Here is a 15,464-nt window from a genome sequence, read left to right as displayed (position 1 = left end):
GTACGTGAGCAACCAGACCGAGTGGTGGGCGCCCGTGGAGCGAGGTGACCAGGTGGCCGAGCTCTTCGGCGGTGACCCCGACGCCCGGCAGCCCGCGCCCGAGTCCCGGCGTACCCGGCAGCGCGGCAAGGCGAAGGCGGAGCGTGAGCGCAAGCGCCGCCGGCGCCGGTCGCTCGGCGTGCTCCTCGTGGCTCTCGTCCTGGTGGCCGGCGCGGCGTACGTCGTGACCGAGCTCATGGGCGGGCTCTTCTCGGGCGACGGCCAGGAGCAGACGGTCCAGGACTACCCCGGACCGGGGCACCCGTCCGCCGAGGTGACGATCGCGCAGGGCGACACGGGCGGGGCGATCGGCCAGAAGCTCGTCGACGCCGGCGTGGTCGCGACCGTCAAGGCGTTCACGGCGGCCTGGGCGGCGGAGCCGCAGGCGGCGTCGATCCAGCCCGGCACGTACCGGCTGCTCCTCGAGATGCGCGCGTCCGACGCGGTGGCGGCGCTGCTCGACCCGGCGAGCCGGTCGAGCTTCCGCGTGACGATCCCCGAGGGCCTCAACGCCGAGCAGATCTACACCAAGATCAACGAGAAGACCGTGAGCATCACGGTCGAGGCCCTGCGGGCCGCGGCGGCCGACCCGGCGGCCATCGGCCTGCCCGCGGAGGCCGGCGGCAACGTCGAGGGGTGGCTCTTCCCGTCGACGTACGACCTTCCGCCGGATGCGACGGCGCAGAGCGTCCTCGCGATGATGACCGCGAAGACCGTCGAGGTCCTCAACGCGAAGGGCGTCCCCGCCGACCAGTGGGAGACGGTGCTGAACAAGGCCTCGCTCGTCGAGCGCGAGGCCCGTCTCGACGAGGACCGTCCCAAGGTCGCCCGCGCGATCCAGAACCGGCTCGACCGCGACATGATCCTGCAGATCGACGCGGCCGTCGCGTACGGCCTGGGGATCCCCGGGACGCAGCTCACCACGGAGATGACGCAGGACGCGTCCAACCCCTACAACACCTACCGGCACCCCGGGCTGCCGCCCACGCCGATCGCCTCGCCGGGGGAGACGTCGATCGACGCCGTCCTCAACCCGGAGCCGGGAGACTGGATCTTCTGGGTGACGGTCAACCTCGACACCGGCGAGACGCGGTTCGCCGAGACGAACGACGAGCACAACCAGAACCGCGAGCTGCTGCGGCAGTGGCAGGCGGAGCACGGGAGTGACTGACGGGCCGCTGCACCGGGCAGCGGTCCTCGGCCACCCCGTGGCGCACTCCCTGTCGCCCGTGCTGCACCGTGCCGCCTACGCGGCGCTCGGGCTCGACGACTGGGCGTACGACGCGATCGACGTCACGGAGGAGGACCTCCCGGCGTTCGTCGCGTCGCTCGACGGGACGTGGGCCGGGCTCAGCCTGACGATGCCGCTCAAGCAGGCCGTCATCCCGCTGCTCGACCACGTCGAGCCGCTCGCCGAGGTGGTCGGCGCGGTGAACACCGTGCTGCTGCACGGGACCGGTTCGGGTCGCATGCTCACGGGCGCCAACACCGACGTGCACGGCCTCGTCACGGCGCTCGGCGAGGGCCTCGGCGCGGGCGCCCGGGTCCGCACCGCCGCCGTGCTCGGTGCCGGTGCGACCGCCGCCTCGACGCTCGCCGCCCTGGCGCAGCTCGGCTGCACGACGCCCGTCGTGCACGTCCGGTCGGTCGCGCGGGCGGGCGGGCTCATGCGCGCCGCGCACCGCATGGGTGTCGAGCCCGTCTTCCGTTCGCTCGACGACGCCGCAGCCGTGATCGGGCGGGCGGACGTCGTCGTGTCGACGCTCCCGCCCCGGGCCGCCGACCCGATCGCCGCCGCCCTCGCCGGGACGCAGGCGCACGGCGTGCTCCTGGACGCCGCCTACGACCCGCGCCCCACCGCGCTGTCCGTCGCGTGGTCCGCCGCCGGGGGAGTGACGGTGCCGGGGGAGCGGATGCTCCTGCACCAGGCCGTCGAGCAGGTCCGCCTCATGACGGGCCGGCCTGGACCGGTCGAGGTCATGTCGGACGCGCTCGAGGCCCGCCTGGGGGTCGCCCCGCACGGGTGATCTGACGGCGCGACACCACGCGGAGTCCTCAGGACCGTGCCGTGTCGTGCCGATGAACCGGTCGAGAGGTCCTGCGCCGGGCGGGGCCGACCGGGAGGTACGTCGCGTGAAGCAGCTGGGCGAGATCCTGCTCGACGAGGGACTGGTCACCGAGGCGCAGCTGCTCATGGCGCTCGACGAGACCATGACGCGCGGCCAGTCGCTCGGTCGGACGCTCGTCGAGCTGGGCGTCCTCAACGAGGGGCAGCTCGTCAAGGCGCTCGCGTCGCAGGTCGGCATGGAGTACGTCGACCTCGACGAGTACGCCGTCGACCGTGCGGCGGTGTCGCTCGTGCCCGGCGCGCTGTGCCGTCGCTACGTGGTGCTGCCGGTGTCGATCCAGGACGGCGCGATCGTCCTGGCCACCGCCGACCCCGGCAACGTCATGGCCGTCGACGACGTGCGCACGGTCGCGGGGATGCCGGTCATCCCCGTCATCGCGACGTACGAGAACCTCACGCGCGCGATCGACCGGTTCTGCCGCGCGGACGACGAGATGGACGACCTGTCGTCGGCCTTCGAGGAGGAGGCCGCCCCGGCGGAGGCCGACCTGTCGAAGATGGGGGACTTCGTCGACGACGACGCCCCGATCGTCCGCTACGTCAACCTGCTGGTGACGCAGGGGATCACCGACCGCGCGTCCGACATCCACATCGAGCCGACCGAGCACGACCTGCGCGTGCGCTACCGGATCGACGGCGTGCTGCACGAGGTGCAGCGGTCGCCGAAGCAGATCCAGGGCGGCGTCATCAGCCGCGTGAAGATCATGAGCGACATCGACATCGCGGAGAAGCGCAAGCCGCAGGACGGTCGCATGTCGGTCGTCCACAACGGCCGCAAGATCGACCTCCGCGTGGCGACGCTGCCCACCGTGTGGGGCGAGAAGATCGTTATGCGCATCCTGGACAACTCGACGGCGTCGCTCGACCTTCGCGACCTGTCGTTCCTCGAGCACAACTACGCCACGTACCAGGAGTCGTACACCAAGCCCTACGGCATGATCCTCGTGACCGGCCCGACCGGTTCAGGGAAGTCGACGACGCTCTACGCGACGCTCAACGCGGTGTCGAAGCCGGAGATCAACGTCATCACCGTCGAGGACCCCGTCGAGTACCGGCTCGCGGGGATCAACCAGGTGCAGGTCAACCCCAAGGCCGGGCTCTCGTTCGCCGCGGCGCTGCGCTCGATCCTGCGCTCGGACCCCGACGTGGTGCTGCTGGGCGAGATCCGCGACCACGAGACCGCGCAGATCGCGATCGAGGCGGCCCTCACCGGACACCTGGTGCTGTCGACCCTGCACACGAATGACGCACCGTCGGCGATCACCCGTCTCACCGAGATGGGCATCGAGCCGTTCCTCGTCGGGTCCGCGCTCGACTGCGTGGTGGCACAGCGGCTCGCCCGCAAGCTCTGCACCAAGTGCCGTGAGCCGTACACGCCCACCCCGGAGGAGCTCGCGGCGGCGAGGTTCCCCTGGATGCCGGGGGAGCAGATCCCCGAGCTCATGCGGCCGGCGGGTTGCGTCGCGTGCTCGAAGACCGGGTACAAGGGCCGGATCGCGCTGCACGAGGTCATGCGGGTGACCGAGGAGATCGAGCGCCACGCCGTCGCGCACTCGTCCGCGGCAGAGATCAACTCGACCGCCACCAAGCAGGGGATGCTGACGCTCCGCGAGGACGGCTGGCAGAAGGTGGCGATGGGCCTGACCTCGATCGAGGAGATCCTGCGCGTCGTGGCGTGAGCTAGCCCGCCGTCTCGACCCCCGACGCGTGTGGCCTGCGACGGCCGCTCAAGTCGGGCACGGGACGGGCCGATGAAGGACCAGGTGCCGGATCGGCGCCGACCGAGGGTGTCGTGCGTACAACGGTGACCATGTGGAGGCAATGACGTGAGCGAGCCCTACGACCCGCCCACCGGCGAGCCGACGAGACCTCTGCCGCCCTATCGGCCGGTCGGGCCCCAGGCAGGGGACGCGACGACTCGTCCGCTCTCGCAGGCGGCGTTCTCGCCGATCCCCTCGCAGAGCACGGCGCCCAGCCAGCCGGTGGCGGCCTACGCACCGCCTCCGGCGCCGGTCGCCGCAACGGCTCCCGGCGCCGCCTACCAGCAGGGGCCGGTGCAGCCCGAGTTCGTCACGCCCGGTAGGGCCGGCGGGGCGCTCCCGCAGGCGTCGGCCGCTCCAGGAAGCCTGCCCGTCAGCGGTGGCCGCGCCTTCGTCCCCCAGCCGCAGGCGCACGCGCCGGCAGGCCCGCTGCCGGGAGCCCCTGGCCACGTGCCGGCACCCAGCAGCCCGGCCCCGCGCGCGGAGGCGGCGCGCGTCGTCCGCGACCGCCCCGTACGTTCCGGGATGGGCCAGGAGCGGCAGGAGGACGACGTCGTCATCGACGACATCCTCAGCCGGATGGTCGCGCTCGGCGCCTCCGACGTCCACCTGACCTCCGGGGCGCCGCCGTCGGTGCGCGTCTCGGGTTCGCTCCGTCCGCTGGAGGGCTTCGGCCCGATGCAGGCCGAGCCGCTCCGTCGCGTGCTGTACGGGATCCTCACGCAGAAGCAGCGGGAGACCTTCGAGGCCAACCTGGAGCTGGACCTGTCCTACGCCGTGCGGGCGCTCGCGCGGTTCCGGGTGAACATCTACCAGCAGCGTGAGTCCATCGGTGCTGCGTTCCGCGTGATCCCGTACGAGATCAAGCCTCTCGAGGACCTCGGGGTGCCGCCCGTCGTCGGGACGTTCGCGGGGCTGCCCCGCGGCCTCGTGCTCGTCACGGGCCCGACCGGCTCGGGCAAGTCGACCACGCTCGCCTCGATCATCGACCTCGCGAACCGGACCCGCGAGGACCACATCATGACGGTCGAGGACCCCATCGAGTTCCTCCACCGCCACAAGAAGTCCCTCGTCAACCAGCGCGAGGTCGGCGCAGACACGCACTCGTTCGCGAACGCGCTCAAGCACGTGCTGCGGCAGGACCCCGACATCATCCTCGTCGGCGAGATGCGCGACCTGGAGACGATCTCCGTCGCGCTGACCGCTGCGGAGACAGGTCACCTCGTCTTCGCGACGCTGCACACGCAGGACGCCGCGCAGACCATCGACCGCGTCATCGACGTCTTCCCGTCGGGCCAGCAGGCCCAGGTGCGGACACAGCTGGCCGGTGCGATCCAGGGCGTGGTCTGCCAGACGCTCTGCAAGCGTGCGGACTCGCCCGGGCGGGCGGTCGCGACGGAGGTCCTCGTGGCCACCCCCGCCATCCGGAACCTGATCCGTGAGGGCAAGACGCACCAGATCTACTCCGCGATGCAGGCGGGGGCCCAGCAGGGCATGCACACGATGGACCAGCACCTGGCCGACCTGGTCAAGTCCGGGAAGGTCTCGTACGAGGTCGGCCTCGAGAAGTGCCACCACGTCGAGGACTTCAACCGGCTCGCCGGTCGGATGGGCGGTGTGTCGCAGGGGGCCGCGGGCCTGACCGCGGCCGGTGGCGCGGGCGCGTACGACGGAGGCTACTGATGGCGACGAAGACGTTCGAGTACGCGGTCCGCGACCGCACCGGCAAGCTGGTCAAGGGGCGCGTCGAGGCGAGCAACCAGGCGGCCGTTGCGAACCGGCTGCGCGAGATGGGCATGGCGGCCGTCTCGATCAACGAGGTCAGCACGGGCGGTCTCAACACCGAGATCAAGGTGCCGGGCTTGAGCGACAAGGTCTCGCTCAAGGACATCGCGGTCATGGCGCGCCAGCTCGCGACGATGATCAACTCGGGCCTGTCGCTGCTGCGTGCCCTGACGATCCTCGCCCAGCAGACCGAGTCGAAGGCGCTGGCGAAGGTCGTCTCCCAGGTGCGCAACGACGTCGAGACGGGGGTGGCACTGTCGACCGCGCTCGGCCGGCACCCGCAGGTCTTCCCGCCGCTGATGATCAACATGGTCAAGGCGGGCGAGGTCGGCGGCTTCCTCGACCAGGTGCTCGTGTCGGTGGCGGGCAACTTCGAGGCGGAGCTCAAGCTGCGCGGCAAGGTGAAGAGCGCGATGACCTACCCGGTCGTGGTGTTCGTGATCGCGATCCTCGCCGTCGTCGGCATGCTGCTGTTCATCGTGCCGGTCTTCGAGAACATGTTCGCCTCGCTCGGTGGTGCGCTTCCGGCGCCGACGCAGTTCCTGGTCTTCCTCTCCGACGTGCTCCGGTACGCCATCGGGCCGATCGTGATCGCGATCGTCGTCTTCGCGATCTGGTGGTCGCGGCACAAGAACGACCGCGCGCTGCGCGAGAAGGTCGACCCGTTCAAGCTCAAGCTGCCCGTGTTCGGCAACCTGTTCAAGAAGATCGCGATCGCGCGCTTCACGCGGAACTTCGGCGCGATGCTGCACGCGGGCGTCCCGCTGCTGCAGGCGCTCGACATCGTGGGGGAGACGAGCGGCAACATCGTGGTCGAGCGTGCGACGAAGGCCGTCCAGGAGTCCGTGCGGACCGGCCAGTCGCTCGCCGGACCGCTCACCGAGCACCCGATCTTCCCGCCGATGGTCGTGCAGATGATGGCCGTCGGTGAGGACACGGGTGCGCTCGACACGATGCTCGGCAAGGTCGCCGACTTCTACGACCAGGAGGTCGAGGCGACCACGGAGCAGCTCACGAGCCTCATCGAGCCGCTCATGATCGTCGTTCTCGGCTCGCTCATCGGCGGCATGATCATCGCGCTGTACATGCCGATCTTCTCGATCTTCGAACTGGTCCAGTGACGGCACGCGCCGACCGGGAGGCCGGCTTCTCGCTCGTCGAGCTCCTCGTCGTGATCGCGATCGTCGGCATCCTCGCCGCGATCGCCGTCCCCGTCCTGATCGGGCAGCAGGCGCGCGCCCACGACGCGCGCGTCAAGTCCGAGGTGCGCTCGGTCGCGGTCGTCGTCGAGGGGGCGGTCGACGGGGACGGGTCGTTCGACGAGGAGAAGGTGCGCGACGACGTCCGGGTGAGCCCCGGGACGGTGATCGAGGTGGCGGCCGACGGCGAGCAGTGGTGCGTGCGCGGCTGGCACGACGGCGCCGTCGACAGCCAGCGGTGGGTGCTCGACGCGTCGGGCCTCGCCGTCGACGCGACACGTTGCACCGGTACCGCCGAGCTCGTCCTCCCGTGACCCCACCCGCTCACGGTGCGTGGGCGGATCGCGTGTCGGTCGGCGGTTCGTCCCGTGCGTGCGTCGCGCCCTGACGTGTCCTGGGCCAGGCGGTTCGTCCGCTCGGGTGATTCCCGGCCCGGATCGTCAAGCGCCCGCCCGTCCGTCCCGAAGTACGCAGCGGGACGGCCGCCGGCCGGCACCACTGACCAGTTGGACCTGACTCTGGAACGGGGACGGGCATGATCGCTCGCATCAGCAAGGCTCTCAACGAGAAGGACAAGGAGCAGGGCTTCACGCTCATCGAGCTCCTCGTCGTCATCATCATCATCGGCATCCTCGCGGCCATCGCGATCCCGGTCTTCCTGAACCAGCGGAAGAGCGCGGTCGACGCCTCGATGAAGTCGGACCTGCGCACGGTCGCCACCGCGATGGAGACCTACCTCACGTCGAACAACTCGTACCCCGACACGGCGGCCGAGCTCGGCACCGTCGCGATCTCCGACGGCAACGTCCTGACGGTCGTCGCGGATGCCGACAGCTACACGATCCACGCGACGCGTGAGACCGACGCCCAGCCGGGCAGCCTCGCGACGGGCGAGGCGTGGGTCTACAACAGCGAGGCCGGCGGCCTCCAGTCGGACAAGGGTGACACCGCCACGGGCGGGTTCGCGGTCTCCTCGGCGGCCCCCGCCGAGGGCGGCGAGGGCTGACCCAGCCTCCGGACGCACGCGGTCGCCGGGGAGGGGCACGTCCTCTCCCCGGCGGCCGCTCCGCTGTCACCCACGAGCGAGGAGGACGACGTGATCCGCCCCAGCACCGCAGCACGCGCCGACGACAGCGGGTTCACGCTGGTCGAAGTGGTCGCGGCCCTCGCCGTCATGGCCGTCATCTCGACGGCCGCCCTCTACTTCTTCGTGAACGGCACCCGCACCGTCACGCACCAGAGCCGCAGCCAGGCCGCCGTCACCGTCGCGTCCGAGTCGATGGAGCAGGCGTTCGCCGTGAGCGCGAAGCCGGTGACGAAGAGCGGCACGACGTTCTCGGGGCTGCTGGTCGACCGGACGCAGAGCGAGGTGGACGCCGCGTGGGGCGCCGCCGTCGCGGCGGGCCTCGAGGGCCTCGACCAGTCGTACCCGGCCTGGGACCCGCACCCGACGTCCGGCAGTGACGCCGCCGTCGACCTCACGCGGACGACGACCCTCGACGGCGTCGCCTACACGTCCGACATCCTCATCGGCACCTGCTACCGCGTGACGACGAGCACCAACCCGGAGGACTGCACGCGCGTCGCGGGGCAGCTCAACGACCCGGGTGTCGCACCGGCGGGTCGCGCTCAGCTCCTGCGTGTCATGGTGCTCGTGTCCTGGCCGGACACCGCGGGCGTGTGCGACGGCACGTGTACGTACCAGGCGCAGTCGCTCGTCGACCCCAACTCCGACATCGTGTGGAACAACACGACGCGCCCGATCGCGATGGACGACCAGTCGTCGGTCGAGGTCGGTGCCTGGGTCGACATCGCGGTCCTGCTCAACGACGTGCTCGGACCGGTGACGTCCGACCCGGTCGTCAACGTGACCGCCCCGTCGATGGGCAGCGTCAGCCGCCCCCGCGTGGGCGAGCTGCGCTACACCGCGCCGGCCAACGCGTCGGGACTCGTGACGTTCACGTACCAGCTCAAGGACCAGGCGGGGCACATGTCCGACCCCGCCACGGTCAGCGTCAGGGTCACCGGCAAGGCGTTGCCGGACACCGCCACCGCGGTGCGACGGGTGTCCGTGAGCCTGCCCGTGACCAGCAACGACCTCGGGTCGCCCACGAGCGTGGTCATCGACACCCCGCCGACCGGTGCCACGGCCACGCCGAACCCCGACGGGCGGACCGTGCAGTTCTACGCGAACAACGTGGGCACGTACACGTTCCGTTACCACTTCAACGACGGGAAGTCGGACAGCACGCAGGCCGAGGTCACGGTCGTCGTCACGAACTACCCCGCGCCGCTCGTCGCCGACTTCACCGCGATCGTCCCCGCGACGCTCGTGACCGGTGACGTCGACCTCAACATGCTCGGCAGCACGCTCAACCCGCCGGGCTACCTGTTCGAGGTGATGTCGATGAACATCAACCAGGGCCAGCTGAAGATCGACGGCCCGAGCGGTGTCCGCAACGTCAACATGAGCAACTACAAGCGGGGGACGAGGTTCCTGTACTCGCCGCAGACGAACACGCTCGGGACCTGGACGTTCACCTACCGCGTGCTCGACCCGGAGGGCGGGCAGCCTTCCGCGGTGAAGACCGTGACCATCCGGATCGTGCCGGTTGCCGTGGACTTCACCGTCAACCTCCAGGGCAACAAGTCGTCCGAGCAGCGGATCGACCTCAAGAACGTCGCCGGCATCGCCCCGACGAACTTCGGAGGCACGGTCAAGCTCGTCGACGCCGCGTTCCCGTCCTGCGTCACGAACCCGGGCAACCAGGAGTACCAGAACGGCATCATCAAGGTCCGGACGCAGGGCATCACGAGTAAGACGTGCACGATGGGCTACCAGCTCGTCTCGCCCACCGATCCGCTGACGGTGTCGGACGTCAAGACCATCACGCTCGTGGTGGGGAAGTGAGGTCGGCCCCGGATCCGCGTCGCTCCGGCGCGGACGACGGGATGACGCTCGTGGAGCTCCTCGTCTCCATGGCGATCTTCACGATCCTCGTCAGCGTCGTCATGGGCGGTGTCGTCATCATGAGCCGCAACACGGTGCGGACGGACATGACGGTGGCCGCGAGCGACGGCGTGCGGACCGCGTTCCAGCGGATGGACCGGCAGGTCCGGTACGCGGAGGCGATCAACTTCCCCGGGTCGGGCGCCGACGGTCGGCGGTACGTCGAGTTCCGCGTGGGCGCGACGGTCTCCGCGAACGGGAAGGCCATGTGCACGCAGTGGCGGTGGGACCCGACGACGGGGCGCGTGGAGCGCCGGTCGTGGGAGGACAAGCCCAGCCCGTCGATCCCCGGGTTCAGCACGATCGTCAGCGACGTGCAGGCGCCCCTGAGCGGTGGCGCCGACCCGTACCCGTTCCGGATGGTCAAGGCCACCGACGCCAACCCGAGGCAGCGACTCGTGATGCGGCTGCGCGTGGGTGACCCGTCGTTCACGCGCACGGTCGAGTCCGAGTCGGAGTTCGTGGCGCGCAACAGCTCGAAGAACTCGCTCACCAACAACGACAGCGTCAGCGCAGGCGTGAGCGACATCCCGGTGTGCATGGCAGGAGGACGACCGTGAGGTGGATCCGGACTCGGCTCGACGAGGCCCGTCGTGACGGGCAGGAGTCAGGCGTCGCGATGCTGAGCGCGATCATGGTGATCCTCATCATGACGACGCTGAGCGTGCTGGTGCTCGGTCTCGTGCTCTCCCAGACGATGCCCACGCAGTTCGCCCGGAAGAACACGCAGACGATCTACGCCGCCGAGGCCGGGATCGAGACCGCGCTCGGCGCGCTGCGGACAGCCCAGGGCAGCCCCGACTTCGTGGGCGCGGTCTACGGCGACATCCGCAAGCTCCCGTGCACCATGGCGGGCACCGTCGCCGCGCCCGGTGGTGAGCTCGCCTACTCGGTCACCGTCCGGTACTACCGGGACAACCCCGCGGGCCAGAACGAGACGTGGCTCAACTCGAAGAAGCTCTCGTGCGTGCCGGGCAACGGCACGACGCTGCAGCCGTTGTTCGCGTACATCACGTCGACGGGCGACGCGCCCTCGGGCAGCGCCGTCGCGGACGACGAGGGCGTGCGCACGATGTCGAGCATCTACCGGTTCAACACGACGAGCACCAACGTGATCGGCGGGCGCATCTACAGCTACGAGACGAAGTACTGCCTGCGCGCCGACGGCACGACGGCCGGCTCGTCGATCAGCTACGTCGACGTCGCCTCGTGCGGCGTCGACGACGACCACGAGCTGTGGGTCTGGGACACCGACTACCGCATCAAGCTCGCGCTCTCGACGCTCCCGGGCTCCGGCCCGCCGCTGTGCATCACGGGTCCGTCGACGAACACGAGCACGGTGACGCTCGCGCGTCTCCAGACCTGCGCCGCCACGACCGGCACGTCGCGCTGGAACCAGCTGTGGAGCTGGGAGGCCGGGGCGCGGTGGAAGGGCGAGAACACCGACATCACCAACTACGGGTCGTTCTGCCTGCGCGCGCAGACGGACTCCGGGACGAGCCCCAAGAACAGCAAGCTCTACACCGGCGCGTGCGCCGACAAGGCGGAGTGGGGTTCGTTCAACCCCGACCCGGCGGTGGGTGCCGGCGCTGCGGGCCCCAGCACGAGCCAGGTCGTGAACTTCCTCGAGTTCGGCCGGTGCTTCGACGTGACGTGGGCCGCGGTGACCCACCCGCACATGATCATCTACCCCTGCAAGCAGGACCCGTCGGGCGGCAGCAAGCTCGACTGGAACCACAAGTGGTTCTACACCGAGCCGACGGGCGGCAACGGGTCGGTCGAGACGACCATCTACGTGCGGCGGAACAACAGCGACGCCGACAAGTGGTGCCTCAAGGCCGCGAGCACGACGACCTACCCGACGCTCGCGACGTGCAACGCCTCCGACCCTCAGCAGAAGTGGATCCGCTCCGCGGACACCGGCAACTACCAGACGAGCTACACGTTCGTGCCCAAGTCCAACGCCACCCGCTGCATCGGGCTCGGGGACAAGTTCGAGGGCGCCTGGTCGAAGATGGTGCTGACCGACTGCACGGGCGGGCTCGACCAGAAGTGGAACGCGCCGCCGGAGAACGTCAGCGCATCCGTGGGCAACTACCTCGAGAGCCGCGGCGGATGAGGCAGGCTCGGTCCTCGTGACCTCACTGCTCGTCGTCCTGGTCGGCCTGCTCGGCCTGGTGGTCGGCTCGTTCCTCAACGTCGTCGTCTGGCGGGTGCCCCGGGGCGAGTCGGTCGTCAGCCCACCGAGCGCCTGCCCGTCGTGCGGGCACCGCATCCGCCCGTGGGACAACGTGCCGGTCGTGTCGTGGCTCGCGCTGCGGGGGCGGTGCCGGGACTGCGGGACCTCCATCAGCGCCCGCTACCCGCTCGTCGAGTCGGTGACCGGCGCGCTGTTCGCCCTCACTGCGTGGTGGCTCGGACCCGTCTGGGCGCTGCCGGCGTTCCTGTACCTCGCGGCCGTGTCGGTCGCGCTCTGCCTCATCGACGTCGACGTGCACCGGCTGCCCGACGCGATCGTGCTGCCGTCGTACGTCGTGGGGCTCGTGCTGCTCGGGCTCGCCAGCTGGAACCCCGGCGGGACGAGCGACTGGGCCGCGCTGCTGCGCGCCGCCATCGGGGCGGCCGCGATGTTCGCGTTCTACTTCGTCCTCGTCGTGATCCGGCCCGGCGGGATGGGGTTCGGCGACGTCAAGCTGGCCGGCGTGCTGGGCCTCTACCTCGGGTGGGTCGGCTGGTCGAGCCTCGTCGTCGGCTGGTTTGCCGCCTTCGTGCTCGGGGGTGTGTTCGGCAGCGTCCTGATGCTCGCGCGTCGCGCGGGGCGCAAGTCAGCCATCCCGTTCGGGCCCTGGATGCTCCTCGGCGCGGCCGTCGGTCTCGTGGTGGGACCGCAGCTCGCCGAGGCGTACCTCGGTCTGATGTAGCGCGCGGACGTCTCCCCGCAGGCCTCAAGCGACGACCCCGCGGTGCCGATAGAAGGCCCGTAGGCAGCACCTCTGCGGAAGGACGACCTGTGGCGTCAACGCGTGTCATCGGCCTCGACATCGGCACCACAGCGGTGCGCGCTGCCGAGGTGGAGTTCGGTTCCGGCGGTCCCGCCGCGACGCCGAGCCCGACCCTCCTGCGTGCGGGCACCGTGCCTCTCCCGCCGGGTGCGGTGCGGGACGGCGAGGCGGTCGACCCCGGTGTGGTGTCCCACGCCCTCAAGCAGCTGTGGTCGACCGCCGGGTTCTCGTCGAAGGACGTCGTCATCGGCGTCGGCAACCAGCGCGTCGTCGTGCGCGAGCTCGACCTGCCGTGGATGCCGCTGTCGCAGCTCAAGGCGTCGCTGCCCTTCCAGGTCCAGGAGCTCCTGCCCGTGGCCTCGTCGGACGCGCTGCTCGACTACTACCCGACGGGGGAGTCGGCCGGTCCCGAGGGGCGCCAGGTGCACGGCATGCTGGTCGCCGCCCAGCGGGACACCGTCGCCGCCAACGTGCTCGCCGTCGAGGGAGCGGGCCTCCGGCCCGTCATGGTGGACCTCAACGCGTTCGCTCTGCTGCGCGCGCTTGCGCGGGGCGACCTCGCCCAGCGGGTCGTCGCGTTCGTCGACATCGGTGCGCGCGTCACCAACGTCGTCATTGCCGACTCCGGGTCCCCGCGCCTCGTGCGCATGCTGCCCTCGGGCGGCCAGAACGCCACCGACGCCGTCGCCTCGGCGATGTCCATGGCGCAGCCCGAGGCCGACGCGCTCAAGCGCGAGATCGGGCTCGGCTTCGCTCCGCAGGCCGGCTACGAGGCCGCGGCCGAGGCGGTCATGAACGCGACCCGGATCCTGACGGAGTCGGTGCGGAACACGTTCGTCTACTACGCGTCGAACAACCCCGGTCGGGGCATCGAGGCAGTCGTCCTGACCGGCGGCGGTGCCCACCTGGCCGGCCTGGGTCAGTTCATGTCGAGCTCGACGCGGCTGCCCGTCCTCCTCGGGGACCCCCTGTCGAACTTCCGGTTCGGGAAGCACGTCGATCGCGCCGCGCTCGCCGGCGCCGAGCCCCTGGTCGCCCTCCCGGTCGGCCTCGCCTACGGAGTGGCCGCATGAGTGCACTGCTGGACCGCGCCCCGACGCGGCAGAAGAAGTCGACGGGTTCGACCCCAGTTGGGCTCCCACAGGTCAACCTGCTCCCGCCGGAGGTCCGTGCAGCCCGGTCGCTCTCGGTCGTCAAGCGCTGGCTCGCGATGGCCGTCGTGGTCGTGCTCGCCCTGATCGCGCTCGTGTACGTCTTCGCTCTCGTCGTCCGGGGCCAGGCGGACGAGCGTCTCGCGGACGCCGAGCACCGCACGACGACGCTGCTCGTGAAGGAGCGCGAGTACGCCGAGGTGCCGCAGGTGCTCGGCGCGATCGAGCGTACGAAGAGCGCTCGGCTCGTCGCGACCTCGACCGAGGTCCTGTGGCGGCCGTACCTGGACGCGGTCGTCGCTGTCATGCCGACCGACGTCCGCGTGGTCTCGTTCGCGGCGACCGGCCTGTCGCCGAGCGACGGTGTCGGCTTCGCGCCCGCCAGCCCGCTGGACTCGCCCAGCGTCGGCTCGCTCACGTTCGAGGCCCAGTCCAAGACCCTGCCGGACACGAGCGCGATGCTCGACGCGCTGGTGACGGTGCCCGGTCTGCAGGACGCGTGGGCGTCCGCGCTGGCCGTGACCGAGGTCGAGGGCACCACGTACTACACCGTGTCGATCTCGGTGCAGATGTCGGACACGACGCTCGCCCAGCGGTTCGTGCCCACGGAGGAGAACTGACATGCGGTCCTCGAAGGCGTCCCCCTGGGTGATCGGCACCGCCGTGCTCGTCGCCGCGCTGCTCGCAGCCTCGTGGTTCCTCCTGGTCTCGCCGGCCTTCGCCCAGGCGGCGGAGACCAACACCACGGCGGAGCAGGTCGAGGCCGACAACGCGCTGCGCGAGCAGCGCATCTCGATCCTTGCGGAGCAGTTCGCCAACATCGAGACGTACCGGAGCGAGCTCGCCACGCTGCGGGCGTCGGTGCCGACCGACGACGACCTGGCTGCGTACCTGCGCGAGCTCACGGCCGCCGCCGAGGCGCACGCCGTCACGCTGCTGTCGGTGACGCCGTCGACGCCGGCGGCGTTCGTCGTGGCGGCCCCGGAGCCGGCCGCGACCCCGGCAGCGGACGGTGCGGCCAGCGCCGCCGCAGACGACGCCGCGACCACGCAGGCCGCGGCCCCGACCACGTCGGCGATCGCCGACGGCACGGTGTCGATCCCGCTCACGCTCTCCGTGGTCGGGACGTTCGACAACGTGCGGGCCTTCCTGGCGACGCTCCAGACCGGCACCCAGCGGCTGCTGGTCGTGGAGTCGGTCACGGGTACCTCGCAGCCCGATGCGGTGGCGGGTGGCGGGCGGCCGGCCACGACGCTCGGTGACCTGGAGATCATGGTGTCCGGCGCGCTCTTCGTCCTCCCCGACGACGCCACGACGCCTCCCGCGCCGACCGAGGAGACCCCGCAGGCTCCGCTCCCGGCAGCGCCGGAGGGCAAGAACCCGCTCGTCC

14 protein-coding genes are annotated in these 15,464 nt (G+C 70.8%); all 14 read left to right on the top strand.

All coding sequences use genetic code 11. From position 1 onward, the window contains the following. Positions 1-4: 4 nt before the first annotated feature. Positions 5-1,210: an endolytic transglycosylase MltG gene (gene mltG, locus CBZ_RS13055; RefSeq protein ID WP_130781964.1), complete on the top strand. Its 1,206-nt coding sequence runs from the start codon at positions 5-7 to the stop codon at positions 1,208-1,210. Continuing rightward, the gene (locus CBZ_RS13050; protein WP_130781963.1) at positions 1,203-2,066 is read left to right on the top strand and encodes a shikimate dehydrogenase; all 864 of its coding nucleotides are present in this window, start codon (positions 1,203-1,205) and stop codon (positions 2,064-2,066) included. The genes mltG and CBZ_RS13050 overlap by 8 nt, the downstream gene beginning before the upstream one ends. A 106-nt stretch (positions 2,067-2,172) precedes the next feature. Further along, complete coding sequence (locus tag CBZ_RS13045; protein ID WP_130781962.1) at positions 2,173-3,846, top strand: GspE/PulE family protein; 1,674 nt, start codon at positions 2,173-2,175, stop codon at positions 3,844-3,846. A 531-nt stretch (positions 3,847-4,377) separates the two neighbouring features. After that, a complete protein-coding gene (locus CBZ_RS13040) occupies positions 4,378-5,610 on the top strand; it encodes a type IV pilus twitching motility protein PilT (RefSeq protein WP_281274882.1) in 1,233 nt (410 codons plus the stop codon). Next, a complete protein-coding gene (locus tag CBZ_RS13035) occupies positions 5,610-6,833 on the top strand; it encodes a type II secretion system F family protein (protein WP_130781961.1) in 1,224 nt (407 codons plus the stop codon). Before CBZ_RS13040 ends, CBZ_RS13035 begins: the two co-directional genes overlap by 1 nt. After that, positions 6,830-7,225 (top strand): type IV pilin protein, encoded by a 396-nt coding sequence (locus CBZ_RS13030; RefSeq protein WP_130781960.1) that lies wholly within the window; start codon positions 6,830-6,832, stop codon positions 7,223-7,225. Before CBZ_RS13035 ends, CBZ_RS13030 begins: the two co-directional genes overlap by 4 nt. A gap of 221 nt (positions 7,226-7,446) precedes the next feature. Next, positions 7,447-7,917: a type IV pilin protein gene (locus CBZ_RS22110; protein ID WP_130781959.1), complete on the top strand. Its 471-nt coding sequence runs from the start codon at positions 7,447-7,449 to the stop codon at positions 7,915-7,917. Between the two features lie 90 nt (positions 7,918-8,007). Continuing rightward, positions 8,008-9,822 carry an Ig-like domain-containing protein gene (locus CBZ_RS13020; RefSeq protein ID WP_130781958.1) on the top strand — a complete coding sequence of 605 codons (1,815 nt, stop codon included), beginning with the start codon at positions 8,008-8,010 and terminating at the stop codon, positions 9,820-9,822. 41 nt (positions 9,823-9,863) lie between these two features. Continuing rightward, positions 9,864-10,481, top strand: a complete 618-nt coding sequence (locus CBZ_RS13015; RefSeq protein WP_130781957.1) for a PulJ/GspJ family protein — start codon at positions 9,864-9,866, stop codon at positions 10,479-10,481. Further along, on the top strand, positions 10,478-12,040 hold the full coding sequence (locus tag CBZ_RS13010; protein ID WP_130781956.1) for an RICIN domain-containing protein: 1,563 nt from the start codon (positions 10,478-10,480) through the stop codon (positions 12,038-12,040). The genes CBZ_RS13015 and CBZ_RS13010 overlap by 4 nt, the downstream gene beginning before the upstream one ends. A gap of 16 nt (positions 12,041-12,056) precedes the next feature. Continuing rightward, positions 12,057-12,842 (top strand): prepilin peptidase, encoded by a 786-nt coding sequence (locus CBZ_RS13005; RefSeq protein ID WP_130781955.1) that lies wholly within the window; start codon positions 12,057-12,059, stop codon positions 12,840-12,842. Between the two features lie 89 nt (positions 12,843-12,931). Then, the gene (pilM, locus tag CBZ_RS13000; protein ID WP_130781954.1) at positions 12,932-13,996 is read left to right on the top strand and encodes a type IV pilus assembly protein PilM; all 1,065 of its coding nucleotides are present in this window, start codon (positions 12,932-12,934) and stop codon (positions 13,994-13,996) included. Continuing rightward, positions 13,993-14,694 (top strand): PilN family protein, encoded by a 702-nt coding sequence (locus CBZ_RS12995; RefSeq protein WP_130781953.1) that lies wholly within the window; start codon positions 13,993-13,995, stop codon positions 14,692-14,694. Before pilM ends, CBZ_RS12995 begins: the two co-directional genes overlap by 4 nt. 1 nt (position 14,695) lies before the next feature. Next, a partial coding sequence (locus CBZ_RS12990; RefSeq protein ID WP_130781952.1) for a hypothetical protein occupies positions 14,696-15,464 on the top strand: 769 nt, incomplete at its 3' end.

Source organism: Cellulomonas biazotea (assembly GCF_004306155.1).
Taxonomy (GTDB): Bacteria; Actinomycetota; Actinomycetes; order Actinomycetales; family Cellulomonadaceae; genus Cellulomonas; species Cellulomonas biazotea.
Note: the sequence above shows the minus strand (reverse complement) of the source record. Positions and strands in the feature narration are given on the sequence as shown.